Annotated in this window: 24 protein-coding genes and 1 pseudogene; 11 read left to right on the forward strand and 14 right to left on the reverse strand. The window is 65.4% G+C overall.

All coding sequences use genetic code 11. The features are described from left to right. The first annotated feature begins 255 nt into the window (after nucleotides 1–255). The 3 genes from ACLQ2Q_RS21530 (at nucleotide 256) to ACLQ2Q_RS21540 (ending at nucleotide 1,710) form a co-directional block, all read left to right on the forward strand. Nucleotides 256–606 carry a hypothetical protein gene (locus ACLQ2Q_RS21530; protein ID WP_425823809.1) on the forward strand — a complete coding sequence of 117 codons (351 nt, stop codon included), beginning with the start codon at nucleotides 256–258 and terminating at the stop codon, nucleotides 604–606. A 204-nt stretch (nucleotides 607–810) separates the two neighbouring features. After that, the gene (locus tag ACLQ2Q_RS21535; RefSeq protein WP_425823811.1) at nucleotides 811–1,161 is read left to right on the forward strand and encodes an ATP-dependent DNA ligase; all 351 of its coding nucleotides are present in this window, start codon (nucleotides 811–813) and stop codon (nucleotides 1,159–1,161) included. A 387-nt stretch (nucleotides 1,162–1,548) separates the two neighbouring features. Beyond that, the gene (locus ACLQ2Q_RS21540) at nucleotides 1,549–1,710 is read left to right on the forward strand and encodes a YdeI/OmpD-associated family protein (RefSeq protein ID WP_425823813.1); all 162 of its coding nucleotides are present in this window, start codon (nucleotides 1,549–1,551) and stop codon (nucleotides 1,708–1,710) included. On the opposite strand, the gene ACLQ2Q_RS21545 is transcribed toward ACLQ2Q_RS21540, so the two are convergent. From ACLQ2Q_RS21545 to ACLQ2Q_RS21565, 5 genes are all read right to left on the reverse strand, one after another. Continuing rightward, the gene (locus ACLQ2Q_RS21545; protein ID WP_425823815.1) at nucleotides 1,694–2,770 is read right to left on the reverse strand and encodes a glycosyltransferase; all 1,077 of its coding nucleotides are present in this window, start codon (nucleotides 2,768–2,770) and stop codon (nucleotides 1,694–1,696) included. The genes ACLQ2Q_RS21540 and ACLQ2Q_RS21545 overlap by 17 nt on opposite strands. Beyond that, the gene (locus tag ACLQ2Q_RS21550) at nucleotides 2,767–3,900 is read right to left on the reverse strand and encodes a glycosyltransferase (protein ID WP_425823817.1); all 1,134 of its coding nucleotides are present in this window, start codon (nucleotides 3,898–3,900) and stop codon (nucleotides 2,767–2,769) included. The genes ACLQ2Q_RS21545 and ACLQ2Q_RS21550 overlap by 4 nt, the downstream gene beginning before the upstream one ends. A 79-nt stretch (nucleotides 3,901–3,979) precedes the next feature. Continuing rightward, on the reverse strand, nucleotides 3,980–5,077 hold the full coding sequence (locus ACLQ2Q_RS21555; RefSeq protein WP_425823819.1) for a glycosyltransferase family 4 protein: 1,098 nt from the start codon (nucleotides 5,075–5,077) through the stop codon (nucleotides 3,980–3,982). Nucleotides 5,078–5,102: 25 nt separating this feature from the next. After that, the gene (locus tag ACLQ2Q_RS21560; protein WP_425823821.1) at nucleotides 5,103–5,687 is read right to left on the reverse strand and encodes a hypothetical protein; all 585 of its coding nucleotides are present in this window, start codon (nucleotides 5,685–5,687) and stop codon (nucleotides 5,103–5,105) included. A gap of 97 nt (nucleotides 5,688–5,784) precedes the next feature. Next, nucleotides 5,785–5,931 carry a hypothetical protein gene (locus ACLQ2Q_RS21565; RefSeq protein WP_425823823.1) on the reverse strand — a complete coding sequence of 49 codons (147 nt, stop codon included), beginning with the start codon at nucleotides 5,929–5,931 and terminating at the stop codon, nucleotides 5,785–5,787. Nucleotides 5,932–6,118: 187 nt separating this feature from the next. On the opposite strand from ACLQ2Q_RS21565, the gene ACLQ2Q_RS21570 reads away from it, so the two are divergent. The 3 genes from ACLQ2Q_RS21570 (at nucleotide 6,119) to ACLQ2Q_RS21580 (ending at nucleotide 8,089) form a co-directional block, all read left to right on the forward strand. Beyond that, the gene (locus ACLQ2Q_RS21570) at nucleotides 6,119–6,871 is read left to right on the forward strand and encodes a hypothetical protein (RefSeq protein ID WP_425823825.1); all 753 of its coding nucleotides are present in this window, start codon (nucleotides 6,119–6,121) and stop codon (nucleotides 6,869–6,871) included. A 292-nt stretch (nucleotides 6,872–7,163) separates the two neighbouring features. Then, the gene (locus ACLQ2Q_RS21575) at nucleotides 7,164–7,505 is read left to right on the forward strand and encodes a hypothetical protein (protein WP_425823827.1); all 342 of its coding nucleotides are present in this window, start codon (nucleotides 7,164–7,166) and stop codon (nucleotides 7,503–7,505) included. A 233-nt stretch (nucleotides 7,506–7,738) separates the two neighbouring features. Beyond that, complete coding sequence (locus tag ACLQ2Q_RS21580; RefSeq protein WP_425823829.1) at nucleotides 7,739–8,089, forward strand: hypothetical protein; 351 nt, start codon at nucleotides 7,739–7,741, stop codon at nucleotides 8,087–8,089. A 258-nt stretch (nucleotides 8,090–8,347) separates the two neighbouring features. Here the strand turns inward: ACLQ2Q_RS21580 and ACLQ2Q_RS21585 are convergent, their stop codons facing one another. Beyond that, nucleotides 8,348–8,659: a hypothetical protein gene (locus ACLQ2Q_RS21585; RefSeq protein WP_425823831.1), complete on the reverse strand. Its 312-nt coding sequence runs from the start codon at nucleotides 8,657–8,659 to the stop codon at nucleotides 8,348–8,350. Nucleotides 8,660–8,928: 269 nt separating this feature from the next. Further along, nucleotides 8,929–9,783 carry a trypsin-like serine protease gene (locus ACLQ2Q_RS21590; protein WP_425823833.1) on the reverse strand — a complete coding sequence of 285 codons (855 nt, stop codon included), beginning with the start codon at nucleotides 9,781–9,783 and terminating at the stop codon, nucleotides 8,929–8,931. A gap of 436 nt (nucleotides 9,784–10,219) precedes the next feature. On the opposite strand from ACLQ2Q_RS21590, the gene ACLQ2Q_RS21595 reads away from it, so the two are divergent. Then, a complete protein-coding gene (locus ACLQ2Q_RS21595; RefSeq protein WP_425823835.1) occupies nucleotides 10,220–10,747 on the forward strand; it encodes an RNA polymerase sigma factor in 528 nt (175 codons plus the stop codon). Next, on the forward strand, nucleotides 10,744–12,138 hold the full coding sequence (locus tag ACLQ2Q_RS21600; RefSeq protein WP_425823837.1) for a TolB family protein: 1,395 nt from the start codon (nucleotides 10,744–10,746) through the stop codon (nucleotides 12,136–12,138). Before ACLQ2Q_RS21595 ends, ACLQ2Q_RS21600 begins: the two co-directional genes overlap by 4 nt. Before the next feature lie 317 nt (nucleotides 12,139–12,455). On the opposite strand, the gene ACLQ2Q_RS21605 is transcribed toward ACLQ2Q_RS21600, so the two are convergent. The 6 genes from ACLQ2Q_RS21605 to ACLQ2Q_RS21630 all read right to left on the reverse strand — a co-directional run bounded on the left by ACLQ2Q_RS21605 (nucleotide 12,456) and on the right by ACLQ2Q_RS21630 (nucleotide 20,423). Further along, a complete protein-coding gene (locus tag ACLQ2Q_RS21605) occupies nucleotides 12,456–14,189 on the reverse strand; it encodes a Dyp-type peroxidase (RefSeq protein ID WP_425823839.1) in 1,734 nt (577 codons plus the stop codon). Continuing rightward, nucleotides 14,186–15,124 (reverse strand): hypothetical protein, encoded by a 939-nt coding sequence (locus ACLQ2Q_RS21610; protein WP_425823841.1) that lies wholly within the window; start codon nucleotides 15,122–15,124, stop codon nucleotides 14,186–14,188. Before ACLQ2Q_RS21610 ends, ACLQ2Q_RS21605 begins: the two co-directional genes overlap by 4 nt. A gap of 1,138 nt (nucleotides 15,125–16,262) precedes the next feature. Beyond that, nucleotides 16,263–16,637, reverse strand: a complete 375-nt coding sequence (locus tag ACLQ2Q_RS21615) for a histone-like nucleoid-structuring protein Lsr2 (RefSeq protein WP_425823843.1) — start codon at nucleotides 16,635–16,637, stop codon at nucleotides 16,263–16,265. A gap of 60 nt (nucleotides 16,638–16,697) precedes the next feature. Further along, nucleotides 16,698–18,173: an LGFP repeat-containing protein gene (locus ACLQ2Q_RS21620; protein ID WP_425823845.1), complete on the reverse strand. Its 1,476-nt coding sequence runs from the start codon at nucleotides 18,171–18,173 to the stop codon at nucleotides 16,698–16,700. A gap of 1,039 nt (nucleotides 18,174–19,212) precedes the next feature. Beyond that, nucleotides 19,213–20,028 (reverse strand): hypothetical protein, encoded by an 816-nt coding sequence (locus ACLQ2Q_RS21625; protein ID WP_425823847.1) that lies wholly within the window; start codon nucleotides 20,026–20,028, stop codon nucleotides 19,213–19,215. Beyond that, the gene (locus ACLQ2Q_RS21630; protein ID WP_425823849.1) at nucleotides 20,028–20,423 is read right to left on the reverse strand and encodes a hypothetical protein; all 396 of its coding nucleotides are present in this window, start codon (nucleotides 20,421–20,423) and stop codon (nucleotides 20,028–20,030) included. Before ACLQ2Q_RS21630 ends, ACLQ2Q_RS21625 begins: the two co-directional genes overlap by 1 nt. 1,043 nt (nucleotides 20,424–21,466) lie before the next feature. Between ACLQ2Q_RS21630 and ACLQ2Q_RS21635 the strand changes: the two are divergent. After that, nucleotides 21,467–21,790: pseudogene (locus tag ACLQ2Q_RS21635) on the forward strand (IS30 family transposase); the annotation flags it as partial. 65 nt (nucleotides 21,791–21,855) lie between these two features. Here the strand turns inward: ACLQ2Q_RS21635 and ACLQ2Q_RS21640 are convergent. Then, nucleotides 21,856–22,326 carry a hypothetical protein gene (locus ACLQ2Q_RS21640; protein WP_425823851.1) on the reverse strand — a complete coding sequence of 157 codons (471 nt, stop codon included), beginning with the start codon at nucleotides 22,324–22,326 and terminating at the stop codon, nucleotides 21,856–21,858. Nucleotides 22,327–23,206: 880 nt separating this feature from the next. Here ACLQ2Q_RS21640 and ACLQ2Q_RS21645 point away from each other — a divergent pair. Then, complete coding sequence (locus ACLQ2Q_RS21645; RefSeq protein ID WP_425823853.1) at nucleotides 23,207–24,154, forward strand: FUSC family protein; 948 nt, start codon at nucleotides 23,207–23,209, stop codon at nucleotides 24,152–24,154. Nucleotides 24,155–24,245: 91 nt separating this feature from the next. Further along, entirely contained in the window at nucleotides 24,246–24,488 is a 243-nt protein-coding gene (locus ACLQ2Q_RS21650; protein WP_425823855.1) for an ion channel, read from the forward strand. Nucleotides 24,489–24,564 lie beyond the last annotated feature (76 nt).

A 24,564-nucleotide genomic window follows, 5' to 3' on the forward strand; every position in this document is an offset into this window, starting at 1 on the left:
AAGAGCCAGACACCAAGTGATCAGGATCCAACCACCGCAACGCGGCACTGTCACCCTGACACTGAGCTCGACGCTATCCCAGCACCGCCCCGCGAGCCCCTCCTTGCACGTTCAGGACGGAGGCGCTCCGGAGCGGGCGCGCGTGATGTGGGGCTTTTGTCAAGGGGGTGAGGTGATCCGGGGGGAGGGGTGCACGGTGGGCCGAACGCACCGAGAAGCTGCGCCGCGTCGGATGGATGGAGGGCTGAGAGCCTCATGAAGACCATCGTCACGGCGTACGGGTCGTACTCCACGGGCACCGAGCTGGCGGATGCCGTGACGGGCTACGGTCTCGCCTTGGCCAGGGATCGCGCCGTGGATGTGGTGGATATCCCTTTCGTCACCGCGGGCGGCCGCATAGCCCGTGTGCAGCTGAGGGTGGGCTGGCTCAGCGACATGTCGGCCGTCACGGTGGACGGCATCCGGGACGAGTTGCTTGAGGACGCTACGCTGCTCACGCTGATGGAGCAGACCGAAGCCCTCGAGTGCCCCCGCGGGTTTCCACTTGCCGAGGAGGACGTCGAAGACCTCCGCTCCGCTCAGCGCAACTGGGACGACATCGTCTGAGACTGCGCGTACCGCCGGCGGGCTGCCTACCGGACCGGTGACTCACCGCCGCTGGCCCGCGATGGCGATTCTCGCCGCGGCCAAGGTTCTCCGTATCGCGGAAAGAGGAACGAGCCCATACTGGAGTCACCGGCCGTTTCTTCGGGTGGCACGCTCGGCACCGACCGAGAGCCCATCGACGCAGCCCTCTGGAGAGGCGCGATCATGGGCAAGTTCATCTACGACGGGCTGGTGAAGGTCGATTTCGGCGATCGTCTGCTGGCCCACCTGCAGCTGGTGATCGGAGCGAAAATCCGCCGTGGCGAGTCGTTCCACTTCACCTGGAAAGACGACGAGAGCATCGGCAACGGCAGAACGACCGTCTGGATCCATCCCCGCGTCTCGGTCGTGTACACGTTCTACGGCAGCAAAGCACCGGTGATCAATCGGGCCTGGGTCGATGCGCTGATGTCCACCGCGAACTCGCCCACCGGACTCTACGCGGTGCCCGAACCTCCCGCCCACGAGAACGGCAAGACACCAGAAGTCACCAGGAAGCTGCACGAAGCGCACTGACCTGCACCATTCCGCAACCGGGCGTCCGCCCACGAGAAGTACGCGGTCGCCACGCTCATAGACAGCGGCGGGAGCTCCCCGTCACCGACGCCGAAGGTGAGTGGTGGGTTCCCACTCGTGGATCGCTATCCACGCCGTGTCCGGACCGCGGACCATGGCGCGCGGCCGATTCGGATTCATGAACGAGTGAGGGTGTGAAGCGGCATGTCTGCGAGAGACCGGGGCGCGACGGATCGCTTCCCGGAGGTCGCCTGCAGCCCCCCACCATTTGTGGTGTGACGTCAGGCGACGGTAGCCGGGGTGAATTCCCGGCGCTACCGTGCAGGGAAAGTTGTATGTGTACCCGCCATCGTGGGCACTCTGGTCTCCACTCTCTCGCAACCCGGCGTGACACTTCACGCCCGCAGAGGTCCGCGCGCGCGCCTGCAGAACCGATTCGCGATGGCCTTCCGCGTGGCCAGTCACAAGCGGCCAGCCTCGCGAGCCGCACGCGTTGCCCAGTACGTCGAAATGCTGCAACGAGGGGAACCGTTCACTGACGACCACTGAGAATACGCTGTCCCGACGACGGAATCAGCTCGAGCACGCCGACGCGTCGAGCGTGCTGGTAGGTGCTGAGCGCCGCGAGCGTCGATTCTGCGCCGCGGTTTTCGTTGCGGCCGTTCGCTTCGAGCCCATCGAAGCCGGCGCCCGATTCGGGGTCGAACATGGCGGTGGCGGCGTCGTTGTCGCCCGCGAACCATGCCCAGGCAGAGGCGACGCCACCGCGCCACGAGGACTCGCCGGTGAGTTCGTAGGCGCGCGCGCACGCGTCGGCGATGGCCGCGACTTCGATCGGCTGCTGATCGAATTGCGCGGACCGCTGCGCGGGACCGCGCCCGTCGGTCCCTGTCACCGAAAGGTGCCCGTGGCTCGTCTCGAGATCCACGAGGAAGCGCAGCATGGAAAGGCCGCGCGCGACGATGCGAGGGTTGTCTGTCGCTGTGCCGCCGGCCAGGAGCGCCTCCGGGAGCGCGGCGTTGGCGTAGCGGAGCCGCTGCTCTGGCCATGGCCAGCTGTCATCGGGCGGGGTTGGGATCGACGAGATCCCGTCCAGCAGCAGAGCACGGGCACAGAGATCGTCGGGGTATGCGGCGAGGACGTCCGCGGCTCCGAGCGTCGCGAACGCCAGAGCTCTTCCATGCGGCGATCGCACGGAGGCCGCGCGATGGAACGCGGTCAGCGCGCGGGAACGGGTCTGGCCCGTCGGAGCGTGGGCGGCTGCGGCGCCGAGGGCTTGAAGCGCTCGGCCCCACCAGTCGCCGAGTGCCGGTTCGTCTGTCCAGCCGCCGCCGGCCGCCATCCGGTTGTGCACGCGGCCGTCTTTGTCGACGGCACCCTCCAGGAAACGAAAGCACGTGTCGGTGAGTCGGAGCAGAGCCGGAGTCGGCGCAGGTTCTCGCAACAGGACGACGAGCGCACGCGCTACATCATCAACGCAGTATCCGTGATCGCGGCGCGGCACATCGAGGAGTGCGTGTTCGAAGACGCCGTGGTCATCGGACAGCGCGATGAGATGCGAGAAAGAGGGCCGGCTCCCGGACCCGATGTCGTCTTTGTCTCTGGTCACGCCGCAACCCTCACCATGCGATGGGCGATCGCGCGATAGTGATCGGCGACTCTCGGCCACGAGAAATCATGCGTGTCACGCAGCCCCGCTTGATGCATCTGTTCCGCCGCTCCCTCTGCTCCGAGGATCGTGCGGATGGCGGCGGCCATCGACTCCGGGTCCTGGTGCCTCGCGATGACGCCCGCGCCGCGGCCCAACAGCTCGACCGCGTGCGGAAAGCCGGTTGCGACCACCGGCACGCCCGCGGCTACAGCCTCGATCAGCACTCCCGACGTGGCCTGATCGCGCGAGTCGTAGGGCAGCAGGACGACGTCGGCGCCGGCGACGAGTTCCGCAAGCTCTGTGGCGTCGCGGTAGCGGTCATCGAGCGTGACGATCGCGCCGAGGCTCAGGTCAGTGATGAGCTGCTGCAGCGCTTCACGGTACCGCTCGCCATCATGCGCGAGAACTTTGGGGTGGGTCTGGCCGGCGATGACGTACTCGATGGGGGGAACCGTGTCGCGCAGGCCCGCAATCGCGCGAATGCCCCACTCGAGTCCCTTGCCCGGCGAGATGAGTCCCCAGGTGAGGATCCGCTTCGAGCCGGTGCGCTTTGTCACCGAGGTCGCGCGGGGCACCGGGACGCCGTGAGGAATCACGTGAACCTTGGATGGTTTGACGTTGTACGACCGATTGAGAATCTCTCGCGCGTTGTCGGTCATCACCACGACGGTCGCAGCCAGCTTGCACACCGTTTCGAGTACTGCTCGTTGATGCGGCGTGGGCTCGCTGAGCACCGTGTGGAGCACGACGATCGCGGGTGTCGCCAGAGATCTGAGCAGCGGGATGATCTCGTCGCCATCGGGTCCGCCGTAGATGCCGTACTCGTGCTGCACGATCGCGACGTCGCATCCATCGAGCGCCCGGACAGCCGTCCGCATGCTCACACGGTCGCGCGCGATCAGTTCGGTCGTCGTCGGGACGCGGCCGACCACTGCCGGATTAGGCCCGCTGTCGCGAACATCGAGGGCGCGCACGATGATGGGCGCCCGCACTCCATCTGTCGCAAGCTCGCTCGCCAGCGCTTCGGTGAAGGTGGCGAGCCCACAGCGGGTGGGCGGATACGTGGACAGAAAACCGAAGTGGGTCATGGCGACCATCTCTGTCGGCCTCGGAGTCATACGACGCCGAGGTTCTTCGAGACGTCTGCCGACGGCATCCCTCGTGGAACTACGCCTGCGTCGCCGCGGTCCGGTTACACGTCGGGCCGAACCCGCCGCGCTGTGTTCCGCACACTACACCACGCTCATGCGAGGCCTCCTGGCCGCTCAGGAGCAACCGGTACACCTGAAGGTAGCCGTCGACCATGCGCTCGACGTCGAAGCGGGCGCGGGCCCTCACGGCGACCGCGGTCCGATCAAGCGCCGCGCCCGCGTCGACAAGGGCGACGGCGTCATCGATGTCCTCTGCCAGGAACCCAGTGACTCCGTCGTCGATGATTTCGGGCATGGATCCGCGCCGATAGGCGACGACCGGCGTTCCGCAGGCCATCGCCTCGACAACGGACAGCCCGAACGGCTCATCGAAATGGATCGGATGCAGCAGCACGGCCGCTGAAGTCAGCACCTCAAGCCGCTCCGAGGGCCCGACGGATCCGCGATAGACGACCCTGTCGCCGTCGATGTGGGGTTTGATCACCGCCTCGAAGTACGCGGCATCCTGAATGATCCCGCAGATGACCAGTCGGCGCCCCGTGCGCCGGGCGATCTCGATCGCATCGGCGATGCCCTTGTCGGGGTGGATGCGCCCGAAGACCACCAGGTCCTCGCCCGTAGATGCCGAGCTGCCCTCGAACTCGGTCATATCGATGCCGTGGTGAACCGTCGCCAGATACTCGAGGGAAGGGGACCGGTCCGCGTCCGAAATCGAAACGAACGCCGACGACGAAAGTTCGTATGCCGGCAGGATCGCGTCGCCGGAGAAGCCGTGGATCGTCGTCACCATGGGTGCGGCGCATTGAGCGCCGAAGACGAGCGGGAGCCAGTCGAGCTGATTGTGCACGATGTCGAAGTCGCCCGACCGTTCAAAGGCATGTGCAATGTGGAGCGCCTCCCACACCCGGCCATCCATGCCGGCATCCTCGGCGTAGCCGTGGGGTGCAACCGATTCGAGCGTGGCCGATGTCAGAGAATCGGCCGTAGCGAAGAGGGTGACATCCACGCCACGGCGCACAAGACCTTCGGTCAACAAGCTCGTGACACGCTCCCACGGGCCATAGTGTCGCGGCGGCGTCCGCCACGCGATCGGACCCAGCATCGCGACCCTCATCGGCGCGGCCCGCCGCCCCAGGTGCTCACCGACCCGCCTGAACGGCACCGAAGCGCAAGGCGATGCCGGATGCCCAGCCTGGCGCACGCCCGTCGCCGGGTGGCCGGATCCGCGTCGCATCGATCCCGGAGGTCTGAAGGAGCCAAGACACGAGGGAGTTGGAGTTCCACATGTCGCCGCATCGGAAGGCGTCGCGCCCCCAGGTGGGTGTCGGCACGGTGCTCACGCGTGCTAGGAGGGCGCGCGCCTCCACCTGCGGGAGGGCGAATCGCACGGGCGAGTCGATCGCCCACGCAGGGTCGGGCAGTATGCCGTCCGGCCAGCACCGTATCTCGTAGCGAAAGAATCGCGAGCGGCCCAGCCAACGCGCTCCCACGGGTCCGCTGGCGACCACTCCGTGGGAAGTCGTCGGCACGCCCCACGCCGGAGTCATCTTGATCAGATGGGGCCGCTCGTCGACGATCACTTCGAGCGCGGCGTGGAACAGCGGTTGCGGCGCGCGATGCTCTCCGCGAGCTCGCATGAGTTCCCACCACCTGCTGGTGTGGATCACCACGCGCCCGCCGGCGCGGACGGGCAGCCACCAAAGATCTACGTGACTGTCAGTCATCGCTACTGTCTCGGCTCGAGACTTTTCCTTGCCGGAGTGGTCGGACCGGTGACGGGACGGGACGCCCAGCGGCGCTCAGGGGCCCGCGGAGTGGCCTTCAACGGTTCTTGACTCGAGTGACGGCATCGGTGTTGGCGACTCGATTGTTCGCCGCCTTCTTGTCGGCCTTCGCCGTGCGCTTCTCTTTCAGGGTCTTCGCAGGCGCCGTTTTGCCGCCTTCTTTGCGCGTGGACTTCTCACCCATGGTGTTTTGCTCCTTCGAGAGCCACGGTGACCCTGTCAAGGCTGACGTTACATGCAGCGCGAGCGGTCGACCGACCAGACCGCCCGAGGGACAGCACAAGTCCGGTAGCGGATCCCTCTGCGCGCAGCGTGGTTCAGCTGCTGCAATCCGGGATTGCGGTCGAGTCATCCCGACTGATCGAGTCGTCGTGGACCGCCTCCGCCGACGCGCGTACGGACGGGGAGCCGAGATCGCGGGCGATGTGGCGGCTCAGGCTCGGCTTTCCGAACTGGAGGCCGCCCACCGCCGGCAGCTGACACCCGTTGGCGATCCCGCCCCGAGCGTCCCCGCCCTGGACACGGGACGCGTCCCGGTCGCTGAGCCGGTCGAAGGGCCTCGTACGAGTTCGACGTCGGTCCCGCACGCTGTCGACGGCGCGTTCGCCGAGCATGAGCCTGCCGGAGGGTCGGGTGAGGAGTACGACCCCGTCGAGGCCGGGATCGCCGACTCCGACCCCATCGGAGGAGCCCCCGCGGGACCGTGGTGGCACCGCCGCCGCTGGTTGCTGATTCCAGAAGCGCAGGACCGGGGAGCGGAACAGGTGCTCGCACCGGACTACGTGCTCGAATTGGTGTCGGTCGGTGCGGACGTCGATGAGCCGCAGGACAACCTCGGCACTCTCGACGCGCTCGGTCTCACTGCCGATGAGCTGCGGCAATACGAGAGCTTCAATGGTCACCGTGTTTGGAGCGGAGAGTCTCGCTACGGCATGGTCTGTCTGCTCGTGGCGACGCATGCGCTCCGCGAGCGGAACGGCTCCGAGGGGTGTTCCCCCAAAGGCCTCGAAACCGTCTCGGAGAACGTGTGGTTCGAGGCGGAGGGTCTCACCCGATTCGTGCTCAAGGGTGACCACGTCGAGGTCTACGTCTTCCACAGGGCCGCCGACCCGTCGCAGGGCTAGCTAACGCACCGCGCCCTGATGTCACGCTCGGTGAGCATCGCCCAGCGGGCAGTCAACACTGGTCGCCGGCGAATTGACCGATTGAAGGACGCTGGCCGATGCTTGCGACTTCGTGGGTCTGCCGGCCCATTGCTCGTGAACTCAGAGTGACGCGTTGTTGTGCACTCGTCCGGTCGCTGCCGGGCGCAGGTCGCCCGTCAGCGGTCCTGCAGGACCGAGGCATCCCGCCCTCACTCCACTGTTCATGTTGTTGCGGTTGAGCCGTTTCACGAACCGGCATAGCGTTCGATTCATGAAAACCACGACGTCGAGAGACGCTGACTCGAGCGTCGTCGCGTCGTGCATTGCCCTCGCGATGGCTGTCGGGTCCGCCGCGATGCTCGCCATTGCAAACGCCATCTGGTACGGGATTTCAAGTTCGGGTGGCTCCGCACTCAGCCTGCTATTCATCGGAGCGTGGGTTCTGCTCGCCTGGGCGGCGATCGTCGCGATAGCCGTGCTCGTGTACCTCATACATTGCACTGTGACCGGTGACCGACGTGAGCCGCTTGAATTCGTGTTGGTCGCCGCCTCGATCGTGCTGGTCATGGGGATCGTGATGGCCCAGCCCCTGAGTGGGAGCGCGTCCGCCTGACCCTCGCCGCATACTGCGGCTGGAAGTCGAACGAGCGTGTGACCGCGCGATCCCTACTCGGGCGGTAGTGGAGGGATTGTTCACTGTCGTCCCGCAGGGGGGGGCGCCTACTGAGGACCGGTAGGTGGGCGGACGCCACCATACGGTGCCGGAGGCAATGCGAAGGATGCCGTCGTCTCGCAAGCGCTCGTCGCGTCTGTCGCCAGCGTGGCACACGGTCCTACACTCGCGGCATGAGAACTGGACTGGCGAAGGCCGGCTGGATCGTGCTCATCGTGCTGAACGCTGGGATGCTGCTCAATCACCTGGTCGCGACGTTGTTGGTGGCGACGTCAGCGGACGAGGGCCGGATGTTCATCGCCTACGCGGTCGTGAACGCGTTGGCCCTGCTGGTGTTGTTGTTCGCCTATCGCGCCAGGCAGCGCTGGGCGTGGGCTTCGATCTGGCTCGTAGTGCTGGCGACCGCGGTCACGATCGCGTACGGCATCGACACAATCGGGCTGATCTACGTCGCCGTGGCCGGCGTGATGGCACTCGCCCAGTTGGCAACGGCACGCGAGTTCTTCGGCGCGGTGCAGGCTTAGCCCAACTCGGAGACGAGACCGCCGCCCCGAGTACGGATCGTCATGCGGGCAACAGGCACAAGATCGTTGAGAATCGTCCCGTAGGAGGTCCGCGCAGCGATCGCGGTCGGCTTCAACGTGGGGGAGCGGGATCACCCATTGACGCGATCTACACATCCGAGCGTGATGGGAGCGGCGCGAAAGATCGAGCTGCCGCGGAGCTGAGCAGGAGCAACGGGCGTCGGCGGGCCTGTCCTGCGCCACATCGGTCCGAGTAGGTCAAGGCTCACGGAGGGGCCGGCCGGGTCGGCGGCTACTATTGAGGACGGTCGGGGCCGTGTATTCCAGTCCGTTCCTGAGCTCGACTTGTGTCCAAGCCACGGGCGCTTCGGCGAATACGGGCTCGAGCATGTTCCACGTGAGCTCGGGGTCTTCACCGATGAAGTAAAGCTCGTAGGTGGAGTTCCCGACCTCGTTTCCGTCGATCCATCCGGCGCCGGCATCGGCCAGAGCTTGATCCGCGGCCAGCTCGGTTTCGAGAAGCGCCTCCATCAAATCGCCATCGAACTCGCTGGGTCGGTCTTCGTACACGACGAGGTCACCAAGCTCCCCGCAATCAACGTCCCCACCAGGAGGCGATCAAAGGGACGAAGACGCACTCGTCGAGCCTAGGTGGCCGCCGACGAGCGCGATGTCGTTCGCAGCCCCGCTGTGGATAGTTGGCGTTGAAAGCGACACGGAGCGTGCGCTCGATGGACGGTCGACTACCGCACGGGATGCCGCTCGCTGAGCGAGCGGAACGACGCTAGCTGAGAATGACCGGGTCCCTGCTGGTGGGTGGCCCGCTTGACCAGTTGTGGTCAGGGCAGGGTGACGAACGATGCGAGGAAGTCTCGGGCCGACGGAGTGTCCAGCCGGTACGTCTGGTTGGTGGCGCGGCACCATCGGTCCGTCCGTACTGTGGTCGAGACCACAAGGTCGCTCTCGACCCCGCCAAGGAAGTGCGGGCCTCCCGAGTCGCCGGCACAGATGCCTCCGTCCCCGGTGGAAGGATTTTGCGACAGCTCGAGAGAGTTCGGCCTCAGCGATTGGAAGCCCTGCAGTGCGTAACGGCGCGCACCGTCGCGGCCCTCGTTTGCGTGCGGCCCGCCGGTCTTGTCCGTGCGCACGGCGCCGTAGCCAACTGTGGTGAACGTCTGGTCGCGGAGCTGTCCGCTCGCCTTCAGTTGATCGAGGAGGCCCGCCGTGGGCAGCTCAGCAGGGGTGATTTCGGGTGAGCTGTCAAGCAGTATGACGGCGATGTCGTGCGTGTCGGCCTGACCGCCCGAGCCCCAAAGGGGGTGCTTGATCGCGGTTCCAGCGATGAGCCCAGCTGGCGCGGACGCATCCTCATCGTAGGTCGTGGCGAACGAAACCCAGTATGGCTGCCCGACCCTTTCGAGCACATCGACGCAGTGAGCCACGGTCAGGAACACGTCTTCGGAGATGAGCGTTCCCGAACATGTGATGTCGGGTCCCGGGCTGGCGGCATTCCGGTCTATCACGACGACGCCGACGTTTGGGTGCAGTTCGCCGTCTAGGTCTCCGAAGGTGATCGCTGACGCCGGGACAGCGCTCGAGCACACGAGGGCCAAGGCGATTATCGGGATGAATAGTCGACGCATGATCGAGTCCTCCTTGACTTCACCGTGCTGCCGCGGTCCGATCAGCACCATTGAACACCCGGATTTTGGCCCAGTCCATAGGGCTCCTCGCGGAGTCGAAGTCTCCGGGAGAGGGCTCGATCCCGACGTCGCTGGTCTGCAGACGTTGGTTTAGGTTTGCCTCCCCAGTCGCGACCGTACAAGCGGCAACTGATCGCTCGGCAGTAAGCCGGTCCACTTGCGGGCAAGGCGCGTGAGGCGGCGTTGACGTCGTCCCGCCGCCGGAACACGTCGACTGATTGAGTCAGCGGCGATCCTACCCGGCACCGAGCGCGGGATGGTCGACCATCGTCCCAGCGAGGTCCGCCTATCGATCCCTCGGCGGACGCTGGCATCGATTGCCGACACTGGTCGCGCTGTCGATCGTCAACGACAGGGTTCTGGAGCGTCGACGGAAATCTTTCTGGAGACGCGTGAACCTTTCGGAGGTTCGCGGACACTACTAGGTATGGGCAACGACGAGGCGGCGGAGTGGGCGCTGGTCTGCGCCGGAGATCCGGCGGGTTTGGCTGCGTTGTTCGACCGCCATGAGGCGCGCCTGTTCCGTCACGCGTGCCGATTGCTCACGGCGCGGGAGGACGCGAAGGATGCCGTGACGATCGCCTTCTTCGAACTGTGGCGAAAACGCGCTTCGGTGCGGTTGGTGGAAGGGTCGCCGCTGCCGTGGATGTTGAATACGGTGGCGCATTGCGCGCGGAACCTTGAGCGGTCAAGACGCCGCTACGGTGCACTCATCGCTCGCGCTCCGCGACCGGACCCGCCCCGGGAGCTGTCCGGGAACGATGAGAGCGGAGTGCTTGCGGCGTTGAGGCGGCTGCCTCATCGAGAGCAGAGCGTGGTCGTGCTGACCGTGTTGGAGGGGTACGGGGAGCGGGAGACCGCGCAGACGCTGGGAATCCCGGTCGGAACGGTGAAGTCCCGCCTCACGCGGGCCAGGGAGAAGCTTCGCGACGAGATGACTGCGATGGGGGAATGATGGGCACCGAGGACGAACTGACCGCCCGCGAACACGACGAGATGCGGGATCTAGTGCTGGCAGGCACGCAGCGAATCCGTTCCGCCGACAGCTACCGCATGCAACTCGTGGCAGCTTCTCTCGCGCTGCTCCTTGTCGGCGCAGTGACCGGCGGCATCGTCACCGCGGCCCTCCGCAACGGCAGCAGCCCGGGTCCTGTGGCTTCCGGTGATCCCAGCCCGACGCTCACGGTCCCCGGTATCGGCGATCCCAACCCCGGCACCGTCTCGAACGGGTGGGTGGCGTTTGAGATGAATGGGCTGGAAAGAGGCATTTACCTTGTCAAGGACGGCTCATCCGCTCACCGGATCGCCGGTTCCGACAGTGAGGATGCCGAGCTCGTGTGTCCCGCGTTCTCGGTCGACGGCACCCGGCTCGCGTTCGGCCAGGCAACCCACGACGCAGACTCGGGCGGAGAGGACGCCTCCCTCGTCGTCGGCGAGGTGAGCGCCGACGGGGATCTGTCCGCGCCGGAAGTCGTCCCACTCGACGGCGTGTCTGCACCGCCGTGCCCCATCTGGTCGGCCGATAGCCGGTGGATCGCGTTCGGGGCCGGCACGTACCATCGGTCCGGTGAACCGCATTACGTCGACGAGGTGTGGCTGCTCGACACCGATTCCGGCGAGGTCCGACGGTTGAAGATAGACGCGAGCGACCTCGAGTGGGCGCCGGATGTGTCCGAGCTCTACATCACCAGCGAGAGCGGGATTCGGGTCTACTCCGTGACAACCGACGAGACACGCGCGGTACCGGACACGTCGGATGCGGTGGCGTTGGCGGTGTCGCCCGACGGCCAGGCGCTCGCCGTACAGCGTGCCCTCGCAGGGTGGGGCGCGGAAACGCGCCTGGACCTGTGGGTGATGGCCGCCGACGGGTCCGATCAACGCCTCCTGGTCGCCGACTACGGAGTCATGCATGGCATCGGACCGGTGTGGTCACCAGATGGAAACCGCGTCGCGTTCCAGCGGAGCTGTGACACATATGTGGACCAGTCCGGCGAGGAGCGTATCTGCCGAGAAGAAAGCGAAGCCGTCGTCGTCCCCGTCGGGGACAACGATCCGCTGGGAGCGTTCGGGACCCAGGCGGTGATCGCTCCGCCGCAGTCACCCTCCAGTGACAAGCCGCGGATGTGGTTCCCGGTCAGCGTCACCTGGTCGCCCGACAGCACGACGCTCCTCTACCGGGCGTGGTCGCAGCCCGATCTCGCGGCGCCGGACGGGGTCAGTGGAGTGGTGGCCGTGCGTGTCGACGGTTCGGCGCCACCCGCCGTGCTTTACGAAGGACAAGACCTTGGAGGCTACTCGGGGTACCCCTGGAACGTGTACCAGGGCTGGGGCAGACTGCCTGCCTGATCCGGAGCCAAAGGATCATTGTCGGCCGTTGGGAGTCAGTCACCCATCCAGCCGGCTTACGGGTCCCAGGTCGCGGCGAGTGCCGTCTCAGATGGGATCCGCTTGCGGGCAATCAGGGTCGAGGCCAGTGACGCCGGATCGCGCTCCAATCACTTCGACTGGTTGAGTCAGCGACCATCCCTACCCGGGCAGCACCGAACAGGTGGTGTGCCGAGTCTTGGATTCAGCGCTGGAGTGTGCGTGGCGGGCTGGCGCGAGTGTAGCCGCCGGCTGACGCATCTCGCCTAAGCACGGTGGGCAGCTCGTCCCTCGACCGCTCAGTGATCCCCGACCTCTCCGTTCGCAAGCACATTGCCGACGGCCGATATCGCCGGTGCAAAGAAGTAGCCACCGCCAGTAGGCGTGATCCATTCGCGGGGAAGGGAAAACCGCTCTCGGTCACCGCCGGGTAGGCGCAGTTCGAGGGTCCGCTCACGATCCCCGTGCACGTCGCTCTGACCGATGATCGGGTCGTGTCCGCTCGCGTTCGGCTGGAGGGAGGAGTTTGCCCAGCGCCGTGTGACGAATTCGAACTGATCCTCGATCGAGGACATATAGGCGACAAACATCAGGCCGCGTTCTGCGGCTATCAACTGGGGAGGGGGGTCTTTCACGCCGGCCAAAACAGGTCCATACGGGATCCCGCGCCTCATCATCAGTCTGAGCATCGTGTCGGCCGATGCGCCAAAGTCGGTACCGCTGTCGCGTGGGTTGACCTTGCGGATATGCCCAGCCATCGGGCAGGTCTGCCCGAAGATGTCGGCCGTCGCGCGCGTGTGATCGTCCTCCTTATAGCCAGCCTCGGCCAGTTCCTTACTTGGCAACCAATGTGTGGTGTCGTCGTCGAAGAGAAAGTGATTGTGTGCGAACTCGTCGCCCGCCAGCGAGAGGTCGTCCTCGTGCGGGGAGCGGGAGATGGGTGCGCCGCTGGGCCATCGACCCACCATCATAGATGCGAAGCGCACCGGCGACGTTCCGTACTCTCGGCTGGCTGTTGCGGCGAAGTCCCAGAATGCGGGAACATCCTGGTTGAGCCGCCTGCAGACGAGGTAGGACCCGTTACGCGCCCAGGCGGGGAAGTTCCCGTTGTCCTCGGCTGGAGCGAGGGGATCGGCTGGGTCCTGGCGTGGCAGGCCGAGGAGGAACTGACCTGGCCAAACCAGGGGTTGTCCGGGCTTTCCGAAGATGCGCGAGTGCGGATTGCGCGGGTCGAGGTAGCGCGGGCTGAGGTGCTCTCCGTCACTGGTCACGCCACGGATGCCCGGCTGCGATATGCCGTCCTTGAATCCGAAGTGCTCGTGTCCGGAGAGATTGCCAGGCAAGTTTTCGCCGACCTGTTCGAAGGACAGAGTGAGCCCTCCGCGTGCGGCCGCCTGCACGATCTCCGCCGCAGCCTGTTCAACGTCCTGCGCGATGTCCGCGGCGACGATGACGAGGAAGTCCACCTCTGAATCCGGCCCACCGACTCGCCAGCGCTCGCGATGCCCTGGAAGAGACTGCTCTGCTGGGTCGCCGAGAAGTGTCGAGCGCGCCGCCATGCCCTGACGAAATGCTTCGTCGCCCATCTCATCCCCAGCATGCTTGCCGAGCAACTTGCAGATGGCGTGATGGGACAGGGCGAAAGCGATCCAGGTAGCGGGCTTGGATGGCTCAGTCGTGCCTGTCAACAAGCGCTCGCGTCTGAATTCGCGTCTGAAGTCGAGCACTTCCTGCATGCTGGACAGACGTGGGGCAAGCCAACGAAGCCATGTGCGCGCGTCGTCCGTGACGTTCATGGTTAGGAAAAGGAACCGTTGATGATCCTTATTGAAGCCTGGGAAGACATTCCCCTGGATGTCGGCAGCTGCCTGGCCGTCGATCAACGGCTCGCCGGCCGGGACGGATGCGAGGGGTACAAGATCGGCATCGACAGGAGAGTCCTCCGTCGACGACTGTTTCAACGCGATGCCTGCCAGTCGCTGAACACCGACGTCCATGATCCCCGCCAAAGCTTCCATTCCTTCGCCTGTCATGACGGATCACCGCAAATGACGTGAGCCGCCATTGTGATGTGCTCGGCGATCTGGCTGCCGAACTCGATCGGCCGATCACCGATCCGAATGTCGCCCACCAGGAATCCCTCCGTGTCCGGCACTTCATAGCTGAGCCTCACTGTCGCGCCCTTCAGCCCGCGGTCGACGGTCCAGTAGTTGTCGACCGGGCTGCCGTCGGGTTTGGTCCAGCCTGAGTCGTCCCAGCCGATCATGTACAGGCCCGGGCGATTGGCTGTAGCAACGTGGAGGCCCTGGCGCGACATCGCCCAGATGTCCATGTTGATTCGCGCATCAGCGCCCGTGGCACGGGAATACGGGAGGGCGTCGTAGCCGTCATCCGCGTGGTGAGTCGGCTCGTACTCTTGGGAGACGCCGAGAAGGTCTCCCAAAGAATTGATACGCATGATGTAATGCATGATTCCGTCCGTCGTGTTCCACCTGTTCCGGGGATCGTAGGTAGATAAGTCGGGGAAGAGATCAACGAAAGCGACGTCCGGGGAGACGTAACGCTTGTAGAGGTCCCACACGACGTCCCGATGGAGCGCCGCAAGGAGCTTCCAGTACTCGGGCGTCTCAGTAGTGAACGTGACGCGGGAAATCCGGCCCTCCACCCTCGTGACGTGCCACTCCAAGTACTCGATCTGCTTATCGCGATTCTCGGACTGCTCGTAGGCCGCGCGCCGGTTGTCGCGATGCTGCATAAGCAACGGCCTCGACAGCCCGGTCCAGGTAAGAGTCCGTTCGTGATCGCGCCGCACCGCACGCAGGGCAGGGTTCACGTAAGCGCCACGCCCGCTCACCTTCGTGGATTCCTTTATTAGTGCGCTCACGAGGTCATGCCACCGCTCGTGAAAGTCCTCACTCCCATCTACGTCGTCGAGGTTCGCGGGAGCTGAGAAGCGGACGAGGTCCATGGTCGGAATGTAGCAGCGTGTGACGTTACCTTCTAGGGCAATGCTGTAAAGGTGCAACCCGCGCCGGTCGAGCTCGCTGGATCTCGAACGCGCCCCGCGGAACTGCGAGGGGACAATGTCGGAGGGGTGTATTGAATTCGTCCCGATTGACTACCGCCCGCGGCCGCTTTCCGGCACCGGATAACCGTCTCATTAGAGGGGTGCTTCGCCCGAAAGACGTCGGGCGCTAGCCTGCGCGTCATGGAGACCGGTTCAGATACAGCAGGTGATTCTCCCGCCCGCATAATTGTCGAGGGCCCTGGCGGGGCGAATGTCGGCGAGGGACCTACTGGCGGTGGCGGTCCGATTAGGCAAACTTCGGAAGGGCCGCGGAATCAATTGGCGCGCATTCACGATATTTAGGACATCGGCGAGGCGGGGGAGCACTGCCGAGCGTACGACGACCAGGGACCATCGCTCGGCGGTCCGCAGCGGGTTCCCGGCGCGGGTCGCGACTGCAACTCGCCCAGCCGTTGTCGTAGTCCGGCGGGCTGCCGCCTCCTTCGCAACAGCCGTATCTCCCCAGCGCCGACAGCGTGTCGTTGACCATCGGTCCGTCCTGACTGGCATCTCTGGCATGACCGTGGCACGTCCCGCCGTCGCCGTGCCTGTTCGCCCGCGTCGGACTGAGAACGTTTCAGTCAAGCGCCGCATCGTCACCGAGACACTTGAGTTCGACGGCTTTGCTGTCCTTGGATGTGTTTGTCGGCGTCTGCCGGCCCCCCCAACGCGGACACGACGCTCGAATGGTGACCTCGCTATGTCGGGCGAGCAGGGAGCTACACAACCGGCGGTGTTTCCCTTAGAACCGGTCCCGTAAGAGGCTGGAGGTTATATCAGTTGGCGACGTGTGTGGGGTGGGTTCGGGGGCTGCCCGGCCGGAGACGCCGGAGCTCCGACGCCGAGCACGAGCCGTCGATCGTGTTTCCGGCCCGAAGCTACGCCCCCCTCCGGATGCAGATGAACCCACACGTCCTGCTAGAGGCCGTCGCCCAACGCTACCCGGTGGCGAACCACGCCTCGGCGGTGGCCGCGAGGGATCGTCATGTGGGCATCGGGATACGGTGCGACCAATCGAGTCTGGTGCGGTTCGAGGCGGTCAGCGGTTCTCGTACTGTTCTCGCAGGCTACGAGGGACACGACCTCGGCTCGATACCTCGATGCCTTTTCCCGCCGCCCAAGCACGAACTGCTGCGGCGTCTTCATCGCCGCTGGACTTGGGTCGTTGCGCACCTTTCCGGCTCGTGGATCGCGCGGCCTGGACGAACGGAGAAAGCGCGGCGGCAAGCGCATCACGATTCTTGCGTGCGAGGTCGATCTCGTACGTCTTGCCGTCGTAGGTGAACGTGACCGTTTCCGCATCCGCGAAACCATCGATGTCATCGACGACGCTCACGACAGTCCTCGTAGCCATTCTTGCCTCCTGCGGCGCGGCCCTCACCGAGCCGGGCGAGATCCCATGACCAGCGCGCATCGACGACTGGATCGCGCGGCGGCTCGGGCGGCGCTTTTTTCACGCGGTGGACGTGTTACGTCATGGCGAATAGGTGATGTGGCCATGATCTTGTCCGGGGAACCATTCGATTGTTCCTCGCGCGAAGCGACTGATTGCACCTATCCCGGTGGTCGACTGGTCGTCGATGGGGAGTCCAAGTCGGCTCTGGTCCGGTAGATCCCAGTAAGTCCGGGCGATCCATCCATGTATTTCGTGTGCCCCGGTCGGCTCACTCCAGTAGATCGCCTTGTTCGGCGTCTGCGGGAGGCTTGGGTCATCGGAGAAGTACGACACTCTGCCGTCCAATGCGGGTATCTCATCGCTGGTCGGGAACCCGAAGCCGCGGTCTGCGCCGAGGGAAACCCATTTCTGGCAGATGGCGCCGTAGACCCGGTGAGTTGCTGCTCCCGACCGATAGTGCATGTGGCTGTAGTGGCGGGGGTCTGGTTCGAGGAGGTCCGCCAGCCATCGCGTGACGACGTCACCGTGTTCGAAGGATGGGACGGCCGCGTATCCCTCGGTGTAGCCGTTCCACGTGTCCACAGTGATACCAGCGATCGCGGGGCCCTTGAGCTGACTGACCCAGTTGCGCCAACGGTCCTCGGTGTAGTCCCGGTTGTCGCCCCAGAAGCCGCTGCCCACCTCGCGCCACACATAGCGTCCGTCCATACCGTTGGAAACGTCCAGCAGCACGGGGATGCCGGTCGCGGCCCAATCGAGCAGGGCGGATCGTTTCCAGTCCGCCAACGTCTCGAGGTTGCTCGCGTTGTTGTCCACCGGTGGTCCCATCTTCGGCCCGGTGAGGACCTTGTCGCTGAACACCTCCGACTGGAAGCCGTTGATCGCCAGCACGGCTGGTTCAGCTCGGAGATCTGCTCCGGTGCCGTGCGGGGAGGCCATGAACCCGGGTTGGAGCCCGATTACGTCAAGGCAGAAACCGACTCGGATACCGAACGCCTCCTCGACCAACTTGGCGACATGCGTGAAGGCGGCGGCGAATGCGGCATCGGTCGTCTCGGGCAACGATGACCACACGTGCAGTAACTGCACCGCGTACCGTGGTTCCCCGGCGTGGTCGTAGAGCTGGGCCCACAGGTGCATCTTGTCGTGGAACAGCCTGAACAATCTTCCGATCCGGGCGATCAGGCCGGGAGCGATCTGGCCATGCACGGACGGAGAGGGAAAGTCGGTGGCGAACTGCCACTGCCGAGTTCGTGGATTCTTCGGATCGCTTCCCCCCTCGATCGCCGGCATTATCACGAGCCCGTTCACCTCGGCCGCTCCCAGTACCCCCGGCAAGGACGAGCCGTCCAACGCCATCGGGGACCATTTGGGCATGTCGCCCCAATAGCTCATCACCACGGTGTTGGCGTGGGCTGCTGCGATGCGGGCCATCACTCGGTTACGACTCGCAGGGTCGCTGTTCCAGTGCTGATCATCGGCCAAGAGAGGATGAGTGGTGTACAGGTGCAGGTTTCCCGCGGCCTCGCCCGCGAAGAAGTACACACCCTTCATCGGCACACCTTCTAATCCGGGCGAGGCGAGCAGCCCCGGCGCCTCACTCAACGCCTATCCCCAGGCTGTCGCTGAACGGGCTATCGCTACCATCGACCCCGGATAACAGGTACCTCATGCTGATCTCCGATCGTTCGATGAGGATCTCGCCTCGAGCTCGTGGTCTACCCGGCGCGAAATGGGCTACCGCGACCTCATCGGCTCGTTGCTGACCACCTAGAGGCTCGAGCGATCCTCGATCTTGGTCGCCACACGCCTTAGTGTGACGCCAGGATTTCATGAGCGAAAGGGCTCATCTACGGCGGGCATCTAGCCTCCAAATAGTGACGATTCGAATATTGATTCCTGTCCGGGCACACGATCCAGGAATGTCCACGATCGTCGCGCGAGTGTCCGCTCCGCGTTCAGCGTTCTACTGACCCATCACAGCGGGACGATCGTCGTCGACGAAGCGATGCCGCGCGAGCATCCCTCAGCGGGCGCGACTGGGTTCAGACCGCTTTCGGGTCTTCGCGCGTTGCTGTGATGCTCGGCCGGTGAACTGAACCGAAAAACTCGGCGTCCTGTCTTCGCGCCGCTAACCGACGCGGGCGTCGAACCGATGACGCATGTAATCCTCACCGAAGAGAGGCTGGAGTCCGGCAGCGTCGGTGAGAGATCCGTCCCTCCGGCGAAACTAGGGGGGTGGTCCGGGCCGGAGGGACGGTGGCGCGTCGCCACTGGGGGAGGAATAACGGCGCGCGGTTTGCGGAGACGATTGGCTTCCGGAAACCACCCCGGCGAGCCTCGCCTTGTCCGGGGGTATGCGAGGCGGAGCGAAGCGATCCGCAGCGCGATGAGGCGTCCGGGCGAGGACCCGGGTGTCGCGGTCGTGGGTGGGTTGGGATCACGCTGGCCGTGGCGTCGGCCGTCATCGGCGTAGGTGCAGCTGTTCCGCGAGACGCTAGCTCAGATGGCCTCGTATCCACACGTCGAGGTCGTCGACGGCGACGTCTGCTTTCGATGTACGCTCGCCTATTGGACCCGCTGCGTGGCGAGGTCAGTCGGCTTCCGGCGCCGGGTAGAGGAAGACATGAACCGCATCCTCGCGGAGGCGGAAGCGGATGATGGTCCCGTCCGGCAGCCCCTCGGTGTAGGCGTCGTTGAATGCGGGCCACACGCCGAGATCGACGAACAGTTCGGTGCCCGGAGGGACGCACTGAGCGTTCAAGATCCCGCGCGGCCAGCCCTCGGGGGATGGCGGGCCGGTGGTTCGCCCCAAGTCAAGAGCCATGAGGCACCGGCGACCCTCCGCGTCCACAACGGACCACGGTTCTACGTCGCGATAGTGCTCGAACCCGCGAAGGGTGGAGAGATCGCCGTCCACTCCGATGGCCGCCATCAACTGGATGACCCGGTCTTTGGCCGCCGTCGCGGTCGGATGCAGGGTCTCATCAGGGTGCGGTCCGAGGACTTCGGTCACGGCGTATCCGAGAAGGGCGCCGACCACGATCGCGGCGATGAACGAGATGCGTCGCGACCGTGTCACGGTGGCACGCCGCCAGAGCGACCGCCAGGAGTTTATGCTCGAGGTCACCGTCGGCGCCTCGTCCATCGACACACCTGGAGGGACCACTTGATGGGCCGCGGGGTCGGCGGTGACGGGAGGCGCCGTCTGCGAGGCATCCGCGGCGGGAGGTGCGCGGAACTCCCTGCGCGGGCGGGGAGCCCTGTCGGCGACGTGAGCGGCCTCGAGTTCCACCAATCTCGCGAGCGCCGCCGGATCGCTCCCGATGTCGGGATCCGGACCGTACGCCCGCGCGCGCAGCTCGTTCAGTTCGCGCTCGGCGTCTGACGGGGGCGGGCGTCTTTCCATCAGTCTGCCCCCGGAAGGAAGTAGATGTAGGCGTCCACCGTGGCGCCACGGAGGAAGAACCGGATGATGCCCTCGCCGGGGTGTCCGTCGAACGCGTCACCCCATGAGGAGACGTCGATGAAGAGGTCCGCCGGCGGCGGAGCGCAACCCGCTTCGGAGAAGAGGTTTTTCGACCGTTCCACCGCCATCAGACATTGAGAGCCGAAAGCGTTCTCGGCGGACCACAGTTCGAGCCCCAGGTATGACCCGTAGGCGCGGAGCGTCGACCCATCGATCTCGAAATGCGGCCGCTCTTCGCGCACCAGCCTGAGGACCTGCTCGTCCGCCTGTGCTGCCGTCCGTTGCAGAGTAGCGTCCGGGTGCGGGGGCGCGGACACCAGGACGAGGTTGGTCACCACGGCAACCAACGCAACCACGGCAACCCACAAGGCCACCGCCCAAGCGACTCGACGCGACCGTGTCGCCGCCGCACGACGCCAGAGCGACCCGAGCCCGCCTTCCATCGCTGGCGACGACGGCCCCGGATCCGTCCCTCCCGCCGACGCACCCACCATTCCGCCTTCGGCGACCGCCGTCGCGGGAGAGAGCGGCGCCGATGAATCGTCGGGGATTCTGACACGTTCGCTCACCGACCACGCAGATGGAGCACCCCGCATCGCCTCGAGTTCGGCGAGCCGCGCCAGCCCCTTGGAATCGTTCTGAACGTCGGGATGCGGCCCATACAACCGCGCTCGAAGGTCGGATAACTCGCGGTCGGGGTCGGATCCGGAGGAGGATCCTTCCACAGTTGAAACGTACACCCGCAGCAGGAGCGCTTCAATGCTGCACCCATTGCGAAGGCGCGGCGCGAGGATCGTCTCTTGCCCGCTCTCGATCGCTGTGCGGCCAGGGTTTCCGTTTGCGAACGCGTCAATCCCAATGTCGACTATCGCCACACACGGACGAGAGGGGCATTTGCCCGATGCGCGAGACAGCTCCGGTTGAGTTTCAGATCTTCGCCTTTTGTCGTTGCCCCGAGCAGCGTCAGAGTGGCGACGGCTGCACCACCGTTGAGCAAGAACAACGGCGACGACATCGCGTGCTCGAAGGCCGCTGTCGCGCGGTTCAACTACAACTCGTGGGTCCGCTGCGTTTCGTAGACCTTGATCTCGCGGTCACCGATCCTGTCCGGGACGTCTCGTCCACCGATCTTGCCGGTCCTACGCCTCTTGCCGACCACATCCGATGGTCCCGCAGGCGAACCGCGTCAGGCAAGACCTGGTGAGGTGGCGGATGTATGGATCAAGCCAGCCGGGTGCCCCTTCCGTGCGGTCCAGCTGCTTGCCAGGGATTCTGACCCGGTCAGCCGACTGAACCTGAAGGACCCGACGCTGGCGGAGGCGCCCCAGTCGCTGACCTCAGCAGAGCTGCACGCTGCGCTCGTGCGGTCCTCGGCGAGTTGCCACCGCCGTTGCGGCGGACGTTGACCTGGGTCCAGGGCACCAAGATGGCGCGGCACCTGGACGTGACCGCCGACACCGGAACGAAGATCTACTTCTGCGACGCCGCCAGCCCGTGGCAGCGCGGCACGAACGAGAATCCGAACAGGCTCCTGCGGCAGTATCTTCCGAAGTCGACCACCCTCGCCGCGCACTCCCCGAAAGACCTCGCACGCGTCGAAGACGAGCTCAACCGACGCCCGCGCCTCACCCTCGGGGACCGAACCCCAGCCGAGCTCTTCAGTTGGCTGCTACATTCCCAGAATCGCCCCTCGTTGCAATGACCGCTGGAAACCAAGGCGCCGAAAGCGTTCAGAGTTCAAGCGCCGCCGACAACTAGCTCGGGACGTCACGGTCGCAGATGCGGCAGCACGAAGTCATGGCCTTGCGCGACATGCCCGTTTCCTGCGGTGCACCGGCCCTTGCCCTCGAAACCGTCGTAGAACATGACGTTGCACTTGCTGCAGAATCGCCACTGCCTCTGCGCGGTCGGAGTCTCGGGCACATCGTGGGGCAGCGCGAAGTTGTGCCGGAAGCGCGTCTCGCGGGTGTGGCCGCGCCCGCTCCCGGGACAGACTCCCTTCTGAGGGAAGCCGTCGAAGTACATCGCCCAGCACGTGCCGCAGAACCGCCAACGGTCCTGCGCAGTGGACGATGGGGTCGCGCGAGCCGGGATCTCGAATTGGAAACCCATCGGCTCGTGGGACCCGCCGGCGGGGCAGAGCCCCTTGGGAGTTCCTGCGGGCTCGTGCCTTCCTTCATAGAAGAGGGTGTTGCACTTGTGACAGAAGCGGAACGCCTGGACGACCGTCAAACTCATGATGAAGCTCCTCGCTGCGGTACGGAACAAACGAACTGTCAAGGACCTGGGCTCTCCGTCGCTTATCCTTCAGTCGCTGCAAGGACAGCTGGTCTGAAGAGTTGGAGCGTCGGGGAGGCGAGCTGATACATGGCGGCACAGCGGCTCATCGCGGGGATTACGTCGGGAGCTGCGCGATGTCTCAGTTCTCCAGCATCGAGTGCGGAGTTCTCCCGCGGGGCCTTGCAGAGTGAGAGTGCTCAACATGGCGCGGATGAGGTTCGCCAGTGCTCGTGTCAGCGATGCTCACAACCTGGTCCCGTACAAGCCGCGCGTTTTCCCACGCCGCCTCAGCGGCCTGGCGGCTGCGGCGAGCAGACGTCGCTTGCACGAAAGTGAACACCGCAGCGACTACGACGACGGCGGCGAGCAGCAGCCCAAGCCACAGTGCGACGGTGATTGAGCCGGTATCCATCACGCGCCCTTTCGCTTCTGTTCGCGGGCTGACCACCACGGGCCGATTGGGAAGCGGCGTTGTTCCGTGCCTTAGGTCGGGATGTTCAGTGAGGTTCGCCAGGGTCCGGGGCGACGTGAGAACAAGCTACCCCGCACAACTTGGACGGGCAACTGTGGGTGGTCGAAGACCAACCGCGGGGAACGCCGGCCGAAAGTCAGCCACTCTGACCCCGCTCGGGATCCCTGAACGCGCACCCGCTGCAGGTTCGTCGTCCGGTCTCGCCGCTTCTCGTGGGGCGGCTGGTGTTCCGCCGTCATGGCCATAGCTGTGATGCAGCGCACTGGCAGTCTGCGCGCCAGGGAGGAAGGCACACGGATGGCTGAGGGTAAAGCCGAGGGCGGGGCGTCAGACGCCTCCGCGAAACCGTCGCGGACCCGCCGCTTGATGCAGATCGTTCTGGCCGTCCTGGTGGCTTTCGTCGCGCCGGTGGTGTTGCTGTATGCACTCGTAGGGCCCTCTGCCGCGAACGCGATGGTCCTTGGCGTGCTCGTCGGGGCCCTGGGGTCCAAGATCGGCGGAACTCGCCGGATGCTCTATCTTGCGCCGGTGATCGGGCTGGCCGCGGGGCTGGGGGCGGTCACTGCGTACGGCTGGTGGTGGGTCGGTCTGCTTGCTGCGACGGGTGTTGTCGCGGGGGCTGGGATCGGGTTCGGATCGATGCTTCCGCTGCTGATGATCCCTTGGGTGGCGACCTTCGCCAGCCCGGCCCCGTCGGGACAGCACGCGGTGGTCTACGGGGTCATCGTTGGGGTCGCGACGGGCTACGGCATCGCTCTGGCCCGCCGGTTCGGAGCGGCTGCCGTCGTCGAGGGCAAGCGGGTCTCCGTCGGTCTCGCGGCTGTTTCGGCGCTGGTCTTCGGCGTGATAGTGGGTGCCGCGGCGGCGATCGGCGTGGCTTTGGGGTGGCCGCAGCCCTTCTGGGTTCCCGAACCGATCCTGCTCCTCGCCCTGTACGTTCTGATGGGCAGGCGGGAAAAGATCACCGGAAAGGCGATCGGCACCGCCGTCGGCGCGCTCGCGGCGATCCCCATCGCGCTGATCGCACCGCCGACGTGGGTCCTGGCGCTGATCGCCGCCGCTGCCTTCGTGCTCGCGTTCCTGCAGACCAAGGCGTATTGGCTCAGTTACGGCCTGTACACCTTCGGCCTCGTTCTGGTCCTTGCCCCGCCGGGAGAGGTTGCCTCGGAAGCAGAGCAGCGTGGTGTGCAGATCCTTGCCGGCATCGCCCTTCTCGTGGTCGGTCTGGTCATCTTCGACGCTGCGAGCCGGTGGCTGGCCAAGCATTTCCCGCAACCGGAGCTCGCCCCACGGCCCACCGAAACGTCGGCCTAGGTCGGGTTCGCGACCGGGCACTCTTGACGCGTGCCGATGATTGCCCACCCTACGAGTCCAGGACGGATGGACGTGTGGGACAGATGAAGGATTGCTCCCGTCAAGGATTGTCACGAGTGGAGCGACGCCGCCTCATCGTGCAGGGACTTGGCCGTGCGCTGCTGGCGACTATCGTGTCGACGCGCTGTACTTCGCGGTCGCCGTCTTCTCGACGGTCGGCTTCGGAGACATCGGCGCAGTGACCGAGCTGGCGTGGATCCCTCGTGACGATTCAGATGATCCTGGACCTGATCTTCTTCGGCGCGGTAGTGCGGCTACTAACCGAGGCAGTTGAAAGCGGACGAAGGCGCAAGATCGGGACGGGGTGTGCGCCAGGATGGCAGGATGACGCCGCGCTATGTGAGGCCGAC

The organism is Microbacterium sp. DT81.1 (assembly GCF_049844955.1).
Taxonomy (GTDB): domain Bacteria; phylum Actinomycetota; class Actinomycetes; order Actinomycetales; family Microbacteriaceae; genus Microbacterium.